The sequence below is a fragment of the Nioella nitratireducens genome, from assembly GCF_001879715.1.
Lineage (GTDB): Bacteria > Pseudomonadota > Alphaproteobacteria > Rhodobacterales > Rhodobacteraceae > Nioella > Nioella nitratireducens.
On sequence record NZ_MNBW01000003.1, the window covers coordinates 24,429 to 42,614 of the forward strand.

The following is an 18,186-nucleotide window of genomic DNA, read 5'->3' on the forward strand; positions in this document are numbered from 1 at the left end:
AAGGACGCGTTTTGCCTGTGGCGCCGCCCGCGTTAGCCTGCCCGTCAGGGAGGATGCAGCACGGACGCGGATTTGATCATCGTCGGCGCAGGCCTGTCAGGCCTTGTCGCGGCGTGGCACGCGGCGGAACGGGGCCGCAAGGTGTTGCTCCTGGATCAGGAAGGGCCGCAATCGCTTGGCGGGCAAGCGTGGTGGAGCCTTGGTGGCCTTTTCATGGTCGACACCCCCGAACAGCGCCGCCTTGGTCTGAAGGACAGCCGTGCATTGGCCGGGGCCGACTGGATGGGATCGGCCGGGTTCGACCGGCCCGAGGATGACCTGCCCCGGAAATGGGCCGAGGCCTATCTCGACTTCGCCGCCGGTCCGATGCGCGCCTATCTGCACGGGCTGGGGATGCGCTGGTTTCCAGTGGTCGGATGGGCGGAACGGGGTGGGGCGCTGGCCACCGGCCACGGCAATTCGATTCCGCGCTTTCACATCACATGGGGCACCGGACCGGGGGTCGTGCGCCCCTTTGCAGATCGTGTGCGGAGCCATCCCAACATTGCGCTCGCCTTTCGCCACCGGGTGACCGACCTGCTGATCGAGGCAGGCCGCGTGGTGGGCGTGCGTGGCGAAGAGTTGGAACCCGACAGCGCGCGGCGCGGCGCCTCGACCACCCGCGCGGTCGCAGGCGGCTTCACCTACCGGGCGGGCACCGTGGCCGTCACAAGCGGCGGTATCGGCGGCAACCATGATCTTGTGCGCGCGACTTGGCCGGTCGATCGCCTCGGGCCGCCGCCCCAAGCCATGGTGTCGGGCGTGCCGGACTATGTGGATGGCCAGATGCAGCAGATCGCCGCCCGCGCCGGCGGGGCCACGATCAACACCGACCGCATGTGGCACTACACCGAGGGGCTGCGGAATTGGGACCCGATCTGGCCCAACCATGGCATCCGCATCCTGCCGGGGCCGTCCTCTCTGTGGTTCGATGCCTTGGGGCAGCGGATGGAGGCACCCTTCTTCCCCGGCTTCGACACGCTCGGCACCCTGCGCCGCATCCTGTCCACCGGCCACGCGCATAGCTGGTTCATCCTGACCCAGAAGATCATCGAGAAGGAGTTTGCCCTGTCAGGGTCGGAACAGAACCCTGACCTGACCTCGGCCCGCTGGTCGGCGGTTCTGCGCGAGCGGCTGGGGAAAGGGGCTACGCGGGCGGTTGAGGCGTTCAAGGCAGAGGGCGACGATTTCGTGGTGGCTGACAATCTGGCCGATCTGGTTTCGGGCATGAACCGGATCAATCCGGGTCCGGACCTGTCCGTTGACCACATCCGGGCGCAGATCGAGGCGCGCGATGCGCAGTTGGAAAACCGGGTCAGCAAGGATGCGCAGGTGACGGCGATGCGCGGTGCGCGGGCCTATCTGGGCGACAAGCTGATCCGCACCGCCAAACCCCACCGTATCCTCGCCCCCAAGGCCGGGCCGCTCATCGGCGTGCGGCTCAACATCCTGACGCGCAAATCGCTCGGCGGTCTCTGGACCGATCTGACCGGGCAGGTCCTGCGCGCGGATGGCCAGCCGCTACCCGGCCTCTTCGCGGCGGGCGAGGCGGCGGGGTTCGGCGGTGGTGGATACCATGGCTACAACGCGCTTGAGGGCACTTTCCTTGGTGGCTGCATCTTTTCCGGCAAGACCGTGGGCGAGGCGGTGTGATGGCGGGCCTGTCGCGGCCCACGCCGACCGATCCTACGCCCCGGCAGGGTGGCCCCGTGGCCGCAAGCCGGGTATGACACGGGAAAACGCAAGATCACGAGGGGAATAGAGATGCTCAAGGTGTACCTGTCCGGTGAGATCCACACCGATTGGCGCGATCAGATCGTTGCGGGCGCAGAGGGGCTGGATGTCACCTTTTCGGCCCCCGTCACCGATCACGGGGCCAGCGACGATTGTGGCGTGGCGATCATGGGCGCCGAGGCCGACAAATTCTGGCACGACAACAAGGGCGCGAAGCTCAATGCCATCCGCACCCGCAAGGGTATCGCCGAGGCTGACGTTGTCGTGGTGCGCTTCGGCGACAAGTACAAACAGTGGAACGCGGCCTTCGACGCGGGCTATGCGGCGGCGCTTGGCAAATCGCTGGTCGTCATGCACGGCCCCGACCACCAGCACGCGCTGAAAGAGGTCGATGCGGCGGCGCTGGCCGTTGTCGAGCAGCCCGAACAGGTGGTGCAGATCCTTCGCTATGTGCTGACCGGCACCCTGCCGGGCTAGTCAGTCTCGGGGTGGGGTGACAAGCCCCACCTTCACGGCCGGGCGCGCAAGGAACTGCTGCATGTAGCGCTGGCAATTGGGCAGGTCGGCCCAATGCACCGCCTCGCAGGCGCCGTAGACGTCCAGAACGCGCAGCCATGGGGCGGTGGCGATATCGGCGATCGAGTAGTCGTCGCAAAGCCATTCCCGCCCGTCCAGACGATCTTCTATGATCGCCAGCAGTCGCCGCGCCTCGGCCAGATACCGGTCGCGCGGGCGGTGGTCGGGAATGTCGGCCCCAGCGAATTTGTAGAAAAAGCCGAGTTGGCCGAACATCGGCCCGATGCCCCCCATCTGGAACATCAACCATTGCAGAATGTCGTATTTCTGCGCCGGGCTGCTGCCGATCAGATGCCCTGTCTTCTCGGCCAGGTAGATCAGGATCGCGCCGCTTTCGAACAGGCCGACGGGCTGGCCGTCCGGCCCGTCAGGGTCGATGATTGCAGGGATTTTGCCATTTGGATTGAGCGACCGGAAGGCCGGGCTTTTCACCTCCTCGGGCGTCAGCGTCACCTTGTGCGCCTCGTAGGGCAGGCCGAGCTCTTCCAGCGCGATCGAGATTTTCACGCCATTGGGTGTGGGGAAGGCATATAGCTGGATCGCCTGCCGATCGGTGGCGGGCCAGCGGGCGGTGATCGGGAAAGCGGAAAGGTCTGCCATATCGTGTCCTGTAGCGTCAGCCTGTCCCACGCAGTTTTCAAAAGACAGCCGGGGTGGCTTTGTGGCTAAACTTTCCTGCGGGCAGCCGCTGACTGCAACAGGACAAAGGGAACCAGGCACCATGTTACAGGAATTTCAGAAATTCATCTCTCGTGGCAACGTGATGGATATGGCCGTCGGCATCATTGTCGGCGCGGCCTTTACCGCGATCGTGAAATCGCTGGTCGATGATTTGATCCGTCCCCTGATCGGGGTCTTCACCGGTGGGATCGACTTCTCCAACCTGTTCTACACAATCGGTGGCGGCGACTATGACACGCTCGACGCCGCGCGAGAGGCCGGGGCCGCGACCTTTGCCTATGGGGCTTTCATCATGGCAGTGATCAATTTCTTCCTCATTGCCTTCGTCGTGTTCCTGCTGGTGCGGGGGATCAACAAGATCAAGGACGCGGCCAAGGCCAAGGAAGAGGCGACGGAAGAGCCCGCGCCCGCGCCCGGCCCGAGCGAGTTGGACATCCTGATCGAAATCCGGGACTCTTTGAAAAAGGCCTAAACCCCGACCGCTTGCAGCAGGAACAGCGTGCCAAGGCCCGAGACGATGGTCACGATGGCGTCCTTGGTCAAATAGCCTGCCGAAAGGGCGACCAGCGCCGCAGTCAGGCGGGCCGGATCGGTCTGGCCGTCTGTGGCGTCGGGCCATAGTACCATGGGCGTGATCAGCGCGGGCAGAATGCCCACGGCGGTGTAGCGCAGGTGGCGCAGCACCCATTCCGGAAGGTCGCGGTTGCCCAGAAGCCCGAGGAAGGAATAGCGGATCGCGAATGTGCCGAGGCCAAGGCCGACGACAACGACCCAGATGGCGGTGTCGCTCCACCCGGTCATTGCGCCAGCCTCCGTTCCACTTCCGCGCCTACGATCATCGCGCCGGCCCCCGCCAGCAAGATCCACAGGTTATGCGGCACCCATTGCAGCGAGACCGCCAGCACGATCGAGGCCAAGGCAGCCGCGATATGGGCAGGGGTGCGTAGCGCCGGGGCGAAGAACGAAATGAAGGCAATGGGCACTGCGAAATCGAGCGACAAGCCCGCCGGGATCGCATTGCCCAGAACCGCGCCGATCCATGTCACCACATACCACGGCAGGCAGATGACAGTGGCCGTCCCCATGTAATAGGCGACCTTCTGGGGCAATGGCTGGGACGGGTTGCGCTCGTATTCGAGATGCGACAGCGCATAGGTGGCATCGACATTGAAATAGGCGATGAAGATGCGTTGCCAGCTTGGCGCAGGCCCCAGATGGGGGGCGAGCGAGGCCGCATACATCGCCATGCGCAGGTTGACCGCAAGGGCCGAGGCCAGAACGATGATTGTCGGCGCCTGATCCTGCATCAGTTGCACTGCGGTGAACTGCGCCGCGCCCGCGATGACCACGACCGAAAACCCCATTGTCTGCGCCAGGTCCAGCCCAGCATCCCGAGCGACCACGCCGAAGAGCATCCCGAAGGGCAACACGACCAAAAGGAACGGGAGCGATTGTCTCAGACCGCGAAAATACGCGGCGCGGGGGGAAGAGCTGGACATGAGGGGGCCTTGCGATAGAACCTGTCTACGCCCTTAGACCGCCCGACCGGGGGATGCAAATGACTGTTCTGGATGATGAACCATCACGATTGGTGATGGGGGGACTGCCATGAAGCAGCCTCTTGGGCTCATTCTGGCGGGCGGTCGGGCGACCCGCATGGGCGGCGGCGACAAGGGGCGGCTGATGCTAGGGCAACGCACGTTGTTTGCGCGCGTGATCGAGCGGATCGGGCCGCAGGTGGCGGCGCTGGCGCTGAATGCAAACGGCGAGGTGGCGCGGTTCGCAGATCTGGGGCTGCCGGTCCTGCCCGATGGCCTTGCCGGGTTTCCGGGGCCGCTGGCAGGGGTGCTGGCGGGGTTGGATTGGGCTGCCGTTCAGGGGGCCTCACATATCGTGACGGTGGCCGCGGATACCCCGTTCTTTCCCGAAGACCTTGTGCCGCGCCTGTTGTTGGCGTCCGAGACAGAGGGCCAGCCGATCGCCCTGGCTGCAAGCGAGGCAGAGGGTCGTGCGCTGATGCAGCCCACCTTCGGCCTCTGGCCCGTGGCGCTGCGCCAAGACCTGCGGGCCAGCCTGGCACAGGGCGAGCGCAAGGTGCGCCGATGGGCCGGGGGGCATGGTGTTGCGCTGGCACCGTTCCCGGCGGGACGGGTCGACCCGTTCTTCAACATCAACACGCCCGAGGATCTGGCCCGGGCAGAGGCAATGCTGGGGTGAGCCGGTATCAACGGGACGGCGGCGACACCCTGTCGGCATTGCATGGATGCCGCAGGCCAGTCCCCTGACCGGCTTCGTTTGACCTGTTGAACTTTGGCAAAAACGACCGTTTTCGTGACACTCCGAGCGGTGCACACAAGCCGATCCTAATCGAACATTCCCGTCACGCGGCCCATCAGCATAAAGGCGCGGGCGGTGCGAGTGTCGGACATCAGGGCGATTTCCTCGTCGGTGGCGTTCTGCTCGAACTCCACCAGCGTCTTGTCGAACTGCCGCAGGAAGTGGTGCACCGCGTCGCGGAAGACCGGGTCTTGCTTCATCCGACCGGCCGACAGCGCCAGCGAGGATCGGTCGCGGATGCCACCGAGGGCCGCGACGGTCTTGCCCCGGTCGCCCTTGGCAAAACGCCGCCACAGCTCGGGCTTGGCGCGGTCCGGGCGCAGGTCGTCCATGTAGATGCCGTCCTGGCTGAGCAAGGTCAGCACATCCTGCGCCGACCGGATCAGTTTCTTGGTCGAGGGATCGTTCAAGGCCCGGCGCAGAGTGCGGAAGCCTTCCTTGTCGTGCTCGTTCTCGGGAAAATTCAGCGACTTGATGAAATCGGCGATCGAGATCGGATCGGACAGGTCGTCGGCGGGCGCGCCAAGGCCCAGAAGGCTGGGTTGCGGCGGCTCTTCGGTGGCGGTTGCGGCCTGTTTGACCACGGCGGCGCGGTCTTCGGCACTCTCGGACGGGCGGCGCAGGCTGGTGAAGGTCGCCAGCGCCGTCTGGGTGGAACGCTGCGCCTCTGCCAACTCGTTCAGACGTGCGGCCACGGCGGGTTTCATTTCCACCGCGCTACGCTGCTGCTGCACGACATAGGCCGCGCGCATCGCGTCAATCGCGCTTTGCAGGCGGGCCGATTCCTCGCGCATGATCCGGGCGGTCTTGGCCGCCGAGGCCGCGACCCAAATGAGCGCGATCGGCATGAAGGTCGCCAGCATCAGCATGGTGACCTGCAAGGTCGCGCTGTCGCCCATGTCGGCGGCCAGATCGGTGCCGAAAAAGACCCAGCCGACAATCGCCAGCCAGCCCGCCGTCAGCACCAGCGCCACGATTTCCACCGCAGTGATCCGGGGGGTGCCCTGTTCCTGTGAATAAATGCCAAGCTCTAACGAGCCGGGGTGCTTGTCGTCTGCCATAACCACCAAGTTCCGCGTGCAGGCAGACCCACTATACTAGATGTAGGAGACCTTGACGATCTCATAATCCTTGCTGCCCCCGGGTGTCTTCACATCGACACTGTCACCTTCCTCTTTCCCGATCAAGGCGCGGGCGAGGGGCGAGTTGATGTTGAGCAGGCCTTTTTCGATGTTGGCTTCGGCTTCGCCAACGATCTGATAGGTCTTCTCTTCCTCGGTGTCTTCATCGACCAGGTCCACGGTCGCGCCGAACTTGATCGAGCCGGACAGGGTCTTGGGGTCGATCACCTGCGCAAGGCTGATCAGTCCCTCAAGCTCCTTGATGCGGCCCTCGATGAACGACTGTTTTTCGCGGGCCGAATGATATTCGGCATTTTCCGACAGGTCTCCATGCTCGCGCGCCTCTGCAATGGCGGCGATGATGGCCGGACGCTCGACCGATTTGAGATGCTTCAGTTCCGCGTCGAGGGCTGCATAGCCCTTGGGTGTCATGGGGATCTTGTCCATCGAAAATACGCTCTTTGTCCCTGTTTTGTCCGGCGTGCTAGGGCCTGACGATATGGGGCCTCTGCCCGCAGTTCAACGGGAAAGGCTGGAAAATGTGCGGCGGGGTGGCTGATCTAGAGGCTTCCGGAAACGCCCATCTCGACCGTCCCGGAAATGGAAACGCCCGTGGTGGCCGGGGCGGGGCGGCGTTCCGGGTGGGTCGGCGCGCCATCGACGCCACAGGCCGACAGAAGTGCAATGGCCGCAAGGCCAGTGATAAGGCGGATCATGCGAGGGCGTCCTTCCAGCGTCTGACTTGCGTGAGCACCTTTTCGGGTGCCGTCCCACCATAGGACATTCTGGAGGCAACGGAATTGTGCACGCCCAGAACGTCGAACACATCGGCGGTGATCTGCGCATTGACCGAGTGCATGTCGTCAAGGCTGAGGTCGGGCAGGTCGCATCCCTTGTCCTCGGCCAGTTTGACCAGCGCGCCGGTGACGTGGTGGGCATCGCGGAACGGCATGTCGAGCACCCGCACCAGCCAGTCGGCAAGGTCGGTCGCGGTCGAAAAGCCGCTGCCCGCCGCCGCTTCGAGGTTGTCGCGGTTCGCGGTCATGTCGCGCACCATACCCTCCATCGCGGCAAGCGCGAGGGCAAGGTTGTCAGCCGCGTCAAAGACCTGTTCCTTGTCTTCCTGCATGTCCTTGGAATAGGCCAGTGGCAGCCCCTTCATGACGGTCAGCAGGGCGACATTGGCCCCGAGGATGCGCCCGATCTTGGCGCGGATCAGTTCCGCCGCGTCGGGGTTCTTCTTCTGCGGCATGATCGACGAGCCGGTCGAGAACCGGTCGCTGAGGGTCACGAAGCGGAACTGCGCCGAGGACCAGATCACCAGCTCTTCCGCCATGCGGCTGAGGTGCATCGCGCAGATGGTCGCCGCTGCGAGAAATTCCAACGCAAAATCGCGGTCGGACACGGCATCGAGGCTGTTGGCCGAGGGCCGGTCAAACCCGAGCGCCTCTGCGGTCGCGTGCCGGTCGATGGCGAACGATGTGCCGGCAAGGGCCGCCGCCCCGAGCGGACATTCGTTCATCCGCTTGCGCGCGTCCTGAAAACGCGACCGGTCGCGGGCGAACATCTCGACATAGGCCATCATGTGATGGCCCCACGTCACCGGCTGCGCGGTTTGCAGGTGGGTAAAGCCCGGCATCACCCAATCCGCCCCGGCCTCGGCCTGCGCCAGCAGCGCCTGCATCAGGGCAGTAAGGCCCGATATCGTGGCATCCATCTGCTCGCGGACCCAGAGTTTGAAATCCGTGGCCACCTGGTCGTTGCGGCTGCGCGCGGTGTGCAAGCGACCGGCGGCCTCGCCGACGATGTCCTTCAGCCGGGCCTCCACATTCATGTGGATGTCTTCCAGCGCGGTGGAAAACTCAAATGTTCCACCCTCGATTTCTGACAAGACCGTGAGCAGGCCTTCCCGGATCGCCTCGGCATCCTTATCAGTCAAGATACCTTGTGCCGCCAGCATGGCCGCATGTGCGCGAGAGCCGTCGATATCCTGCTTCGCCAGGCGTTTGTCGAACCCGATCGAGGCGTTGATCGCCTCCATGATCGCGTCAGGCCCTGCGGCGAAACGGCCGCCCCACATTGCGTTCGAGCTTTTGGTAGACATGTCTTAACAGTAACCCCGGAGGAAAAAGAATGGTCCGTCATCTGCGACTCGTCCCGCTTTATATGGCCTTGTGCCTCGGTGCAAATACCGTTGCCGCGCAAGACATGCAGGACTTGCTGGCCGGGGACATGCGGGCCATGGCCCTGCACGAGGCCCCGCAGGATGTCACCGACGTTTCTTTCACAGATGCGGACGGCACCGAGATGACCTTGCAGGATTTCGCGGGCGAATATGTCGTGCTGAACTTCTGGGCGACATGGTGCGCCCCCTGCCGCGAGGAAATGCCATCGCTCAACACCCTGCAACAGGAACTGGGCGGCGACAATTTCCGCGTTGTCACCATCGCGTCGGGGCGCAACCCGATCCCGGCGATCAACCGTTTCTTCGAAGAGGTGGGGGTTTCAGACCTGCCGGTCTACCTTGACCCCCGGCAGGGCATGACCCGCGCCATGGGGGTTTTCGGCTTGCCGACCACGGTGGTACTGAATCCCGACGGGCAAGAGATCGGCCGCCTGCGCGGCGATGCCGATTGGGGCGGAGAGGACGCGCTGGCGCTGATGACCGCGCTTATGAGCGATGCAGGCTGACCGTCCTAGGCCAGTGCCGCCACCTTGGCATGACAGGGGCAGGTGGTGATGTGGTCGTTGACCATGCCCACGGCCTGCATGAAGGCATAGGCGATGGTCGGCCCGCAGAACTTGAACCCGGCGGCCTTCAGATCTTTTGAAATCCGGTTGGACAAGGGCGTGTGTGCGGGAACTTCGGCCATGTGCGACCAGGCATTCTGGATCGGGCGCCCATCCACGTAGTCCCACAGGAACCGGTCAAAGCCTTGGTGTGCCTCGATCCGCTGCCACGCCTGGGCATTGCTGATCGTGGCCGCGATCTTGCCGCGATGGCGGATGATGCCGGGGTTTTGCAGCAGGCGGTCGATATCGGGCTCGCCCCAACCCGCGATGACGTGGGGGTCGAACCCGGCGAAGGCGTCGCGGAAACTGTCCCGTTTGCGCAGGATGGTGATCCACGACAGTCCGGCCTGAAACCCGTCGAGAATCAGTTTCTCGAACAGCGCCCGACTATCCCATTCCGGCACGCCCCATTCGGTGTCGTGATAGGCCAGATAAAGCGGATCGTCGCCCGGCCAGCTACAGCGTCCGTCTGTCATCCTCTTGGTCCTCCTGCCAAATCGCCGCTGCGCGGGTGGTTTGCTCAAATTAGAACAAAAAGCGAAGGTTCACCATTGCTTAAGACCCTCGGCTGCATCTTGGCGCCGTCTGCAAACAGGAGGCTGCCATGCGGGGGCGCAAGCGTCGAAATCTGGTCGAGCCGGGGGAGGCCAGCCCCTTGGATGCGGCCATCGCGCAACGGGACCGGGGCACCATGTCGATGGTGCGGGATGCGTTGGAACGGGGCGATACCGTTCTTGCCTTTCAACCTGTGGTGCAGGCGTCCAACCCGGACAGGACCGTCTTTTACGAGGGGCTCATTCGTGTGCTGGATGAAACTGGCCGGGTGATCCCGGCGAAGGAGTTCATGGGCGCGGTGGAAACGCAGGAACTGGGCCGGGAAATAGACTGCGCCGCGCTGCGGGCCGGGCTGCGGGCGCTGCGCCAAACGCCATCGTTGCGCCTGTCGATCAACATGTCGGCCCGCTCGATCGGCTATCCGAAGTGGAAACAGGTGCTCAACCGGGGGCTGTCCGTCGACCCGAATGTGGCGGAACGGCTGATCCTTGAAATCACCGAAAAATCCGCGATGCAGATGCCGGAATTGGTGACCACCTTCATGACCGAGCTTCAGGACAAGGGCATTGCCTTCGCGCTCGACGATTTCGGGGCCGGGCACACCGCCTTTCGCTATCTCAAGGAGTTCTATTTCGACATCGTCAAGATCGACGGGCAGTTTATCCGCAAGGTCCATAGCGACCCGAACAATCAGGTGCTGATGCAGGCGCTGATATCCGTCTCCGAACATCTCGACATGTTCACCGTGGCCGAAGCCGTCGAAACCGGGCAAGAAGCCGGCTGGCTTGCCGCCGCCGGGGTCGATTGCTTGCAGGGGTATTTCTTCGGCGCCCCCAGCCTGACACCGCCGTGGCTGGTCGAGGCGGGCAGAGCCGCCACTGGCGGATAGGTCACACTCTGCGGTTGCACTGCAGTGCAGCATGAGACACCGTGTCAGTTGTGAGGATGCGCCTCGGGCCTTATGACCCTGCGTAACCGTAGCCTTTCCGCCAGACCGGGCGGGGCCTTCCCGCCGGTCGACCCGAACAAACCGAAAGGGATCTGACATGACCAATGTCGTCATCGCCTCTGCCGCGCGTACCGCCGTCGGAAGCTTCCTCGGCTCTTACGCCAACACACCTGCCCACGATCTCGGCTCTATCGTCCTGAACGCTCTGGTCGAGCGGGCCGGCGTCGACAAGGCAGACATCTCCGAAACCATCCTTGGCCAGGTGCTGACCGCCGCCCAGGGCCAGAACCCGGCCCGCCAGGCGCATATCAATGCGGGTTTCCCGCAGGAAAGCGCCGCGTGGAGCATCAACCAGGTGTGCGGCTCGGGCTTGCGGGCGGTCGCGCTCGGCGCGCAGCACATCATGTTGGGCGATGCCTCGATCATCGCCGCCGGTGGTCAGGAAAACATGTCCATGTCCCCCCATGCCGCCATGCTGCGGCAGGGCCAGAAAATGGGCGACATGAAATACATCGACACGATGATCCGCGACGGCCTGTGGGATGCTTTCAACGGCTACCACATGGGCCAGACTGCCGAGAACGTGGCCGAGCAGTGGCAGATCAGCCGCGACATGCAGGACGAATTCGCCGTCGCTTCGCAAAACAAGGCTGAGGCTGCGCAGAAGGCCGGCAAGTTCGCCGATGAAATCACTCCGGTGACGATCAAGAGCCGCAAGGGCGATGTCGTCGTCGAAAACGATGAATACATCCGCCACGGCGCCACCATGGACGCCATGCAAAAGCTGCGCCCGGCCTTCACCAAGGATGGCACCGTGACCGCCGCCAACGCCAGCGGCCTGAACGACGGCGCGGCGGGCGTGCTGCTGATGTCGGCAGATGAGGCCGAAAAGCGCGGGATCGAGCCGCTTGCGCGTATCGCCTCTTACGCGACAGCCGGTCTCGACCCGTCGATCATGGGCGTCGGCCCGATCTACGCAAGCCGCAAGGCGCTGGACAAGGCGGGCTGGAAAGTCGAGGATCTCGACCTCGTGGAAGCCAACGAAGCCTTTGCCGCGCAGGCCTGCGCCGTGAACAAGGACATGGGCTGGGACCCGGCGATCGTGAACGTGAACGGCGGCGCCATCGCCATCGGCCACCCGATCGGCGCCTCGGGTGCCCGCGTTCTGAACACCCTGCTCTTCGAAATGCAGCGCCGCGGGGCCAAGAAAGGCCTTGCCACGCTCTGCATCGGCGGTGGCATGGGGGTCGCGCTTTGCGTTGAACGCCCGTAAGCGCCCTTCGCCAGTGAACGGCATAGGAAGGGCGCCCGCCGTGGCGCCCTTTTTTCTTTTAATTCATCCCGAAAGTGAAAATGCTTGAGTAACAATGTTGCTCAAGCAGCACCGAAAGGATAACAGAGTTACCAATCCATTCTGCCAAAACGGAGGAGTCCCATGGCAAGAGTTGCACTCGTTACCGGCGGTTCGCGCGGTATCGGCGAAGCCATTTCCAAAGCCCTGAAAGCCGAAGGCTACGAGGTCGCCGCGACCTATGCAGGCAATGACGAAAAGGCCGCCGCCTTTTCCGAAGCCACCGGCATCAAGACCTACAAGTGGAACGTGGCCGATTACGAGGCCTCCAAGGCCGGTATCGCGCAGGTCGAGGCCGACCTTGGCCCCATCGACGTGGTTGTCGCTAATGCTGGCATCACCCGTGACGCGCCGTTCCACAAGATGACGCCCGAGCAGTGGAAAGAGGTGATCGACACCAACCTGACCGGCGTCTTCAACACCGTGCACCCGGTCTGGCCCGGCATGCGCGAGCGCAAGTTTGGCCGTGTCATCGTGATTTCCTCGATCAACGGCCAGAAAGGCCAGTTCGCGCAGGTGAACTACGCCGCGACCAAGGCCGGGGATCTGGGCATCGTCAAGTCGCTGGCACAAGAGGGCGCGCGCGCGGGCATCACCGCCAACGCCATCTGCCCCGGCTACATCGCCACAGAAATGGTCATGGCCGTGCCGGAAAAGGTGCGCGAAGCCATCATCGGCCAGATTCCGGCGGGCCGTCTTGGCGAACCGGAAGAAATCGCGCGTTGTGTGGCCTTCCTCGCCTCTGACGACGCGGGCTTTATCAACGGGTCGACCATTTCGGCCAACGGTGCCCAGTTCTTCGTCTGATCCAGTCAGACAGTGCATCACAGGCCTCCGCCATATCGGCGGGGGCCTTTTTCAGTGCTCCGCAGGGGCGGGCCCGTCATGGGGGCGCAAGCGGAAAGTCGCGGTCTTGGCGATGGATTTGGGGAAGAACAGATACCCATCCGATCAAAACTACCGGTGGTGCGTCTGTTTGCGCGCTGCACATGGGCGCCAAAACGCCCATGTGGCTTGATGAAAAATGACTTTGATCAGGCGTCGAGGCGCGCGATCTCTTCCTTGATAAGGAGTTTCTGTTTTTTCAGTTCCCGGATCGTCACGTCGCTGGTGCCGGGACTGCGTTGAACTTCTTCAACTTTTCGCGAGAGGGTCTCGTGCTTTCTCTTAAGCTCCTCAAGGTGAGCGCCTACTGACATTCAAATCCTCCTCTCTCTGCTATGTGACATCGTGATGACAATCGAAGCACAGCTTGCGATTCTTGTCACCTGTAACCTATCTGAAATTGTCGGAATGACGCAGAGGCCCGCCGATCAGACCCAGGGCAAGGCGGCGGCTTCCCGCAGGATACCCTGCGCAGCCTGGGAAAAATCGTCGCCATCCTCTTGATGCTTTGCGCCGTCGTGCAGGATCAGGGGCGGCAATAAAACAAAGGGCGCGCGGCCTCCTTTGCGGCCCCGCAGCAGGACGCGACCGGCCGGGCGGCCAATGCGCGGCACCAGCGGGCGCAGCATCAGCGAACCAAGCCGTGGCACCATCGCGGCCATCATGTCGGGCAGGCGGTCGGCCGCCTGGATCATCGTCAGCCAGCCCTTGGGGGCAAGGCGGCGGGCGGCGACCTCTACCCAGTCTGTCAAGGGCGTTTCCTCGCGCAGGGCGGCCTCGCGGCCCGTGTCCCCGGCGGGTGTTCCGGCCCCGGCGCGATAATAGGGCGGGTTGGCGATGACGTGGTCGAAGTGCTGTTGACGCAAGCTGTCGGGCAGCGCGGCAAGGTCTGCGGTGACGATCCGGGCGCTGTCGCCAAGGTTGCGGTGGGCCAGATCGGCATAGTCGGCCTGCCGTTCGACCCCGGTCAGCGTCAGGTCCGGAACGCGGGCCGACAGGCACAGCGACGCCACGCCCGCGCCGCAGCCCAATTCCAGAACGCTTTGGCCGGGCCGGGCTTCGACGGCGGCGGCCAGCAGAACCGGATCGGTGGCGGCACGGTATCCGTCGCGGGGCTGCCACGCATGGACCCGCCCGCCAAGGAAGGCGTCACGGGTCAGGGCGTTCCGGGCAAAGCCCATCAGGGGCGCCCGAAGGGAATGCCATTGTCGCGCATCGCGCGTTCGGCGGCGATCATGTCGCCCTCGCGCACCATCAGGCGGCGCGGCAATACGCCAAGGGAGCCTTCGAGCACGCTCATATGGACGTCCAACTCGAACACCTCTATACCCTCGCCCGATAAGAGCGCCGAGGCGAAGGCGATCACGGTCGGATCGGTGCTGCGCAACAGTTCTTTCATGCAAGGGCAGATAGGCCCCAAACGCCCGCTTGTCGAGAGAAGGAAACACCCCCGGGATGACCGTCGCAGATACCGCAACCAAACCCCATGACCGCCTTCGAGAGTATCTTGCCGAGGATTTGCAGGCGGTAAATGCACTGATCCGCACGCGGATGGCCTCGGAACACGCACCCCGGATACCGGAAGTGACAGCGCATCTGGTCGAGGCGGGGGGCAAGCGGATTCGTCCGATGATGACCTTGGCCGCGGCGCGGCTTTGCGGCTACGAGGGCGCCTATCATCAGGTGCTGGCGGCAACGGTGGAATTCATCCACACCGCGACGCTGTTGCATGACGATGTGGTCGACGAAAGCGCGCAGCGCCGGGGGCGACCGACCGCTAACCTGTTGTGGGATAACAAATCTTCCGTTCTGGTCGGCGATTACCTGTTCGCCCGGTCGTTCCAGTTGATGGTGGAATGCGGGTCGCTGCGGGTGATGGAAATCCTGTCGAACGCGTCCGCGACGATTGCCGAGGGCGAGGTGTTGCAGTTGACGGCTGCACAGAACTTGGCGACGGGAGAGGACATCTACCGTCAGGTTATCAAAGGAAAAACCGCCGCTCTGTTCGAGGCGGCGACCGAAGTGGGTGGTGTCATCGCGGGCGCGCCCGAGGCACAGGTGACGGCGCTGGCGCGCTATGGCGATGCACTTGGGATGAGCTTTCAGATCGTCGATGACCTGCTGGATTACGGTGGTGCATCAGGCGCCATGGGCAAGAACACCGGAGACGATTTTCGCGAGCGAAAACTGACACTTCCGGTGATCAAGGCCGTGGCCAAGGCGGATGGTGAAGAGCGCGCCTTCTGGCTGAGGACCATCGAGAAGGGGCGTCAGGAAGACGGCGATCTGGACCATGCGATGGCGCTGCTGAAGCGGCATGGTGCGCTGGAAGAAACGCGGGAAGAGGCGTTGCAGTATCGCGATCAGGCCAAGGCGGCGCTGGCGGAATTGCCGAACCATCCGCTGCGCGACATGCTGTCCGATCTGGCCGATTACGTCGTTGCACGGGTCACCTGAGCCGCGTTTTCCGACACGGCTGTCGGTTGTTTCCGACGCTTGTGTCGGTTTTTTCTGACAGGGTTGTCGGAAAATCAGCCGTCCATCAGCGCCGTCGCGGCCACCCACCAGTCGGGATGATCGGCGGCAAGGGCGCGGGCTGCGCGGGTGGCCTGCGCCTCGGTCTCGAACAATCCGAAACAGGTGGCGCCTGACCCGCTCATCCGGGCGAGCGCCGCGTCCTGGTGGCGTAGGGCGGTGAGCGTTTCCATCACGGCGGGGGCGTGCGCGCGGGCGGGCGGTTCGAGGTCGTTACGCTGATGCGCGAGCCACGCGAGGAAGCTGGCGAAATCGGTCCACGCCGGGGCGGCCATTGGCGGGTTGTCCTTGCGTGCGAGCGCGGCGAAAACCGGCCCGGTCGGCACCGACACGCGGGGGTTCACCAGAACCGCGAACACCGGGGGCAGGGGCGGCACCGGCGACAGGCTGTCGCCGATCCCCTGCATCCGTTGCGGCGCGGATGACAGGCAGACGGGAACGTCCGCGCCAAGGCGCAGACACTCGTCGACCGAGGGCAGGCACTGCTCCCAGAGCCGCGCCAGACCGCGCAGGGCGGCGGCGGCATCGGCAGAGCCGCCTCCGATCCCGGCGGCATGGGGCAGGTGTTTATCCAGCGTGATGCGCGCACCGCGCGACGGGCCAAGGAGGGCGGCGGCGCGCAAGATCAGGTTCTCTGGGCCGACCGGCACGCCGCTGGCCATGGGGCCTGTGACGCTGAGCGATATTTCATCGGCCGCTTGCATCCGCAGGTCATCGCCGGTGTCGCGGGCAAAAACGACCAACGAGTCGAGCAGGTGGTAGCCATCCGCCCGTTGGCCGGTCACGTGCAGCGCAAGGTTGATCTTGGCTGGCGCGCGCTCTTCCATCACTCGACGGGCTGCCCCTGTTCCTGTTCCAGAACCGCATCAAGACCGATGTCGAGCTTGAGGCGTATCCGGTCGGCATCGGCGGGGTCAGGGTCGAACGAGAGCGCACGGCTCCATTGGAATTCCGCCTCGCGGGTTCGGCCCACCATCCAGTAGACGTCGCCCAGATGGTCGTTCAGGATCGGGTCATTCGGCGTCAGGGCAAGGGCGCGTTCCATCGGCGCCACAGCATCTTCGTAGCGGCCAAGCTGGAAATAGACCCAACCGAGCGAGTCGACGATATAGCCATTGTCCGGCCGCGCGGCGACGGCGCGCTGGATCATGTCGAGCGCTTCATCCAGATCGCGGCCCTGTTCGATCAGGGAATAGCCAAGGTAATTCAGAACGTTGGGCTGGTCGGGTTCCAATTCCAATGCATGGCGGAAATCGGCCTCGGCGGCATCCCATTGGCCGGTGCGTTCATAGCTGATGGCGCGGGCATAGAACAGGAACCAATAACGCGACTGGTCGGTGTCGATCAGCCCGATCGCGGCGGTATACGCGGCGATGGCGTCGTCGAACTGTTCCTGGCGGCGCAGAACATCGCCAAGGGCGGTGTGCACCGACGCAAGGTCGGGATAGTCGCGGGCAAGGGATTGCAGAACCTCGACGGCCGCTTCCTGACGATCAAGCTGGAACAGGGCTTCGGACCGGCCTTGTTCGGCCTCGACGAAAAGCGGGCTTTCGCGCGGCACGAGGCCATAGACCTCGACCGCCATCTGGTATTGCCGGGCGTCGGACAGGATATTCCCCGCCAGCAGCAGCGATTGGATATGGCCGGGATCAATGGCATGGGCGGCGCGGGCATAGACCAGCGGCAGGGTGGTGCCCGCATCGCTGCCCAAGACGCGGGCCAGCGAAAAGAAGACCTCGGCCATCCCCTGTTCCGGGGTCACGATGAAATCATACGGGCGGGTCGGATCCGCCGCGATCTGGGCGCGCAGTTCGATCAAGCTTTGGTCGGCATCGCGCACAAGGGCCTGATCCAGCAGGGCAAGCGCATCATCGGCCCGATCAAGTTGCACCAGCACCTGTGCGTGGGCCTGAATCCCGCGTGACGAAAGTTGCAGCGGGCCGTAGACCTCGCCCGAGAAGATCGCCATGGCCCCCTCGAAATCGCCGACCGAGGCGCGGGCAAGGCCAAGCTGGTAAGGCACGAGGCCCGCCAGCGGGCTGTTGTCGTCGATCATCGCCTCGAAGGTCTGGCTGGCGCGGCTCATGTCTCCCTCGGCGAGGTAGAGCCATGCTTCGAGCAGCGGGTCGATCAGCGGCCCGGCCCCGGATTGGGCGACGGCGGCCTCGGCGGCGCCAGCAAGGTCGCCTGCGCGAACGCGGTTCACCTGATCGACGAGATTGGCGAAGTCGCGTTCATCGGCATCGTCGGGCACACGGTCGGTATAGCTGCCGGCGCTGTCCCAATCGCCGATGGCGGCGAAGGCCAGCATCGCGTCGCCGATCAGGCGCACGTTGTCGGGGTCGGCCTGTAGCAGGCGTTCGAACTGGCGCGCGGCTTCGCGGTGGTCGCCCGAGATCGCGGCAGACCGGGCCGCCAGATAGGCCCCGGCGAGCCCCGGCTGATCCAGCGGCACTGTCGTTTGCGAGACGGCGGGGGCACCAAGGCACAGGCCCAGGATCAGGGTGAAACGGGACAGCATACGCATTGGAACCTCCTGCTCGGTTTGCGCCCGAGACTAGGTGCGACTGCCCCCGGACGCAATGCGGGGCGCCACCTGGGCGCCCCGTTTTTTGCCGTCCTGTCAGGGA

Annotated in this window: 22 protein-coding genes; 9 read left to right on the forward strand and 13 right to left on the reverse strand. The window is 64.2% G+C overall.

Going from position 1 to position 18,186, the window contains the following annotated elements:
* Positions 1-72 precede the first annotated feature (72 nt).
* Together BKY27_RS03050 and BKY27_RS03055 are read left to right on the forward strand one after the other, a co-directional pair.
* Positions 73-1,692 (forward strand): FAD-binding dehydrogenase, encoded by a 1,620-nt coding sequence (locus BKY27_RS03050; RefSeq protein ID WP_071672976.1) that lies wholly within the window; start codon positions 73-75, stop codon positions 1,690-1,692.
* 111 nt (positions 1,693-1,803) lie between these two features.
* On the forward strand, positions 1,804-2,250 hold the full coding sequence (locus tag BKY27_RS03055; RefSeq protein ID WP_071672977.1) for a YtoQ family protein: 447 nt from the start codon (positions 1,804-1,806) through the stop codon (positions 2,248-2,250).
* On the opposite strand, the gene BKY27_RS03060 is transcribed toward BKY27_RS03055, so the two are convergent.
* On the reverse strand, positions 2,251-2,949 hold the full coding sequence (locus BKY27_RS03060; protein ID WP_071672978.1) for a glutathione S-transferase family protein: 699 nt from the start codon (positions 2,947-2,949) through the stop codon (positions 2,251-2,253).
* A gap of 121 nt (positions 2,950-3,070) precedes the next feature.
* Between BKY27_RS03060 and mscL the strand changes: the two genes are divergently transcribed.
* Positions 3,071-3,502, forward strand: a complete 432-nt coding sequence (gene mscL / locus BKY27_RS03065; RefSeq protein WP_071672979.1) for a large conductance mechanosensitive channel protein MscL — start codon at positions 3,071-3,073, stop codon at positions 3,500-3,502.
* Here mscL and BKY27_RS03070 read toward each other — a convergent pair.
* Positions 3,499-3,831, reverse strand: coding sequence for an AzlD domain-containing protein (locus BKY27_RS03070; RefSeq protein ID WP_071672980.1), 333 nt, complete (start codon positions 3,829-3,831; stop codon positions 3,499-3,501). The two genes, mscL and BKY27_RS03070, sit on opposite strands and share 4 nt — an antisense overlap.
* Entirely contained in the window at positions 3,828-4,529 is a 702-nt protein-coding gene (locus tag BKY27_RS03075; RefSeq protein WP_071672981.1) for an AzlC family ABC transporter permease, read from the reverse strand. Before BKY27_RS03075 ends, BKY27_RS03070 begins: the two co-directional genes overlap by 4 nt.
* Before the next feature lie 109 nt (positions 4,530-4,638).
* Between BKY27_RS03075 and mobA the strand changes: the two genes are divergently transcribed.
* A complete protein-coding gene (gene mobA, locus BKY27_RS03080; protein ID WP_071672982.1) occupies positions 4,639-5,247 on the forward strand; it encodes a molybdenum cofactor guanylyltransferase MobA in 609 nt (202 codons plus the stop codon).
* A 146-nt stretch (positions 5,248-5,393) separates the two neighbouring features.
* Here the strand turns inward: mobA and BKY27_RS03085 are convergent, their stop codons facing one another.
* The 4 genes from BKY27_RS03085 to argH form a co-directional block, all read right to left on the reverse strand.
* Positions 5,394-6,428, reverse strand: coding sequence for a hypothetical protein (locus tag BKY27_RS03085; protein ID WP_071672983.1), 1,035 nt, complete (start codon positions 6,426-6,428; stop codon positions 5,394-5,396).
* 36 nt (positions 6,429-6,464) lie between these two features.
* Entirely contained in the window at positions 6,465-6,935 is a 471-nt protein-coding gene (greA, locus tag BKY27_RS03090; protein ID WP_071672984.1) for a transcription elongation factor GreA, read from the reverse strand.
* Positions 6,936-7,048: 113 nt separating this feature from the next.
* Positions 7,049-7,204 (reverse strand): argininosuccinate lyase, encoded by a 156-nt coding sequence (locus BKY27_RS03095; RefSeq protein ID WP_071672985.1) that lies wholly within the window; start codon positions 7,202-7,204, stop codon positions 7,049-7,051.
* Entirely contained in the window at positions 7,201-8,592 is a 1,392-nt protein-coding gene (gene argH / locus BKY27_RS03100) for an argininosuccinate lyase (protein WP_071672986.1), read from the reverse strand. The genes BKY27_RS03095 and argH overlap by 4 nt, the downstream gene beginning before the upstream one ends.
* A gap of 29 nt (positions 8,593-8,621) precedes the next feature.
* Here argH and BKY27_RS03105 point away from each other — a divergent pair, with 29 nt between their 5' ends.
* Positions 8,622-9,179 carry a TlpA family protein disulfide reductase gene (locus tag BKY27_RS03105; RefSeq protein ID WP_071672987.1) on the forward strand — a complete coding sequence of 186 codons (558 nt, stop codon included), beginning with the start codon at positions 8,622-8,624 and terminating at the stop codon, positions 9,177-9,179.
* 5 nt (positions 9,180-9,184) lie between these two features.
* Here BKY27_RS03105 and BKY27_RS03110 read toward each other — a convergent pair whose 3' ends face one another.
* On the reverse strand, positions 9,185-9,757 hold the full coding sequence (locus tag BKY27_RS03110) for a DNA-3-methyladenine glycosylase I (RefSeq protein WP_071672988.1): 573 nt from the start codon (positions 9,755-9,757) through the stop codon (positions 9,185-9,187).
* Between the two features lie 128 nt (positions 9,758-9,885).
* Between BKY27_RS03110 and BKY27_RS03115 the strand changes: the two genes are divergently transcribed.
* The 3 genes from BKY27_RS03115 to phbB all read left to right on the forward strand — a co-directional run bounded on the left by BKY27_RS03115 (position 9,886) and on the right by phbB (position 12,943).
* On the forward strand, positions 9,886-10,725 hold the full coding sequence (locus BKY27_RS03115; protein ID WP_071672989.1) for an EAL domain-containing protein: 840 nt from the start codon (positions 9,886-9,888) through the stop codon (positions 10,723-10,725).
* Positions 10,726-10,882: 157 nt separating this feature from the next.
* Complete coding sequence (locus BKY27_RS03120) at positions 10,883-12,058, forward strand: acetyl-CoA C-acetyltransferase (protein ID WP_071672990.1); 1,176 nt, start codon at positions 10,883-10,885, stop codon at positions 12,056-12,058.
* Between the two features lie 162 nt (positions 12,059-12,220).
* Positions 12,221-12,943, forward strand: coding sequence for an acetoacetyl-CoA reductase (phbB, locus tag BKY27_RS03125; RefSeq protein WP_071672991.1), 723 nt, complete (start codon positions 12,221-12,223; stop codon positions 12,941-12,943).
* A gap of 227 nt (positions 12,944-13,170) precedes the next feature.
* Here the strand turns inward: phbB and BKY27_RS03130 are convergent, their stop codons facing one another.
* From BKY27_RS03130 to BKY27_RS03140, 3 genes are all read right to left on the reverse strand, one after another.
* Positions 13,171-13,335 (reverse strand): YdcH family protein, encoded by a 165-nt coding sequence (locus BKY27_RS03130; protein ID WP_071672992.1) that lies wholly within the window; start codon positions 13,333-13,335, stop codon positions 13,171-13,173.
* A gap of 114 nt (positions 13,336-13,449) precedes the next feature.
* Positions 13,450-14,202 (reverse strand): tRNA1(Val) (adenine(37)-N6)-methyltransferase, encoded by a 753-nt coding sequence (locus tag BKY27_RS03135; protein WP_071672993.1) that lies wholly within the window; start codon positions 14,200-14,202, stop codon positions 13,450-13,452.
* Positions 14,202-14,420, reverse strand: a complete 219-nt coding sequence (locus BKY27_RS03140; protein ID WP_071672994.1) for a putative signal transducing protein — start codon at positions 14,418-14,420, stop codon at positions 14,202-14,204. Before BKY27_RS03140 ends, BKY27_RS03135 begins: the two co-directional genes overlap by 1 nt.
* 56 nt (positions 14,421-14,476) lie before the next feature.
* On the opposite strand from BKY27_RS03140, the gene BKY27_RS03145 reads away from it, so the two are divergent.
* Positions 14,477-15,478 (forward strand): polyprenyl synthetase family protein, encoded by a 1,002-nt coding sequence (locus BKY27_RS03145; protein WP_071672995.1) that lies wholly within the window; start codon positions 14,477-14,479, stop codon positions 15,476-15,478.
* Between the two features lie 74 nt (positions 15,479-15,552).
* Here the strand turns inward: BKY27_RS03145 and BKY27_RS03150 are convergent, their stop codons facing one another.
* Together BKY27_RS03150 and BKY27_RS03155 are read right to left on the reverse strand one after the other, a co-directional pair.
* Positions 15,553-16,386, reverse strand: a complete 834-nt coding sequence (locus tag BKY27_RS03150) for a 4-(cytidine 5'-diphospho)-2-C-methyl-D-erythritol kinase (protein WP_071672996.1) — start codon at positions 16,384-16,386, stop codon at positions 15,553-15,555.
* The gene (locus BKY27_RS03155; protein ID WP_084667833.1) at positions 16,383-18,083 is read right to left on the reverse strand and encodes a tetratricopeptide repeat protein; all 1,701 of its coding nucleotides are present in this window, start codon (positions 18,081-18,083) and stop codon (positions 16,383-16,385) included. The genes BKY27_RS03150 and BKY27_RS03155 overlap by 4 nt, the downstream gene beginning before the upstream one ends.
* Between the last annotated feature and the right edge of the window lie 103 nt (positions 18,084-18,186).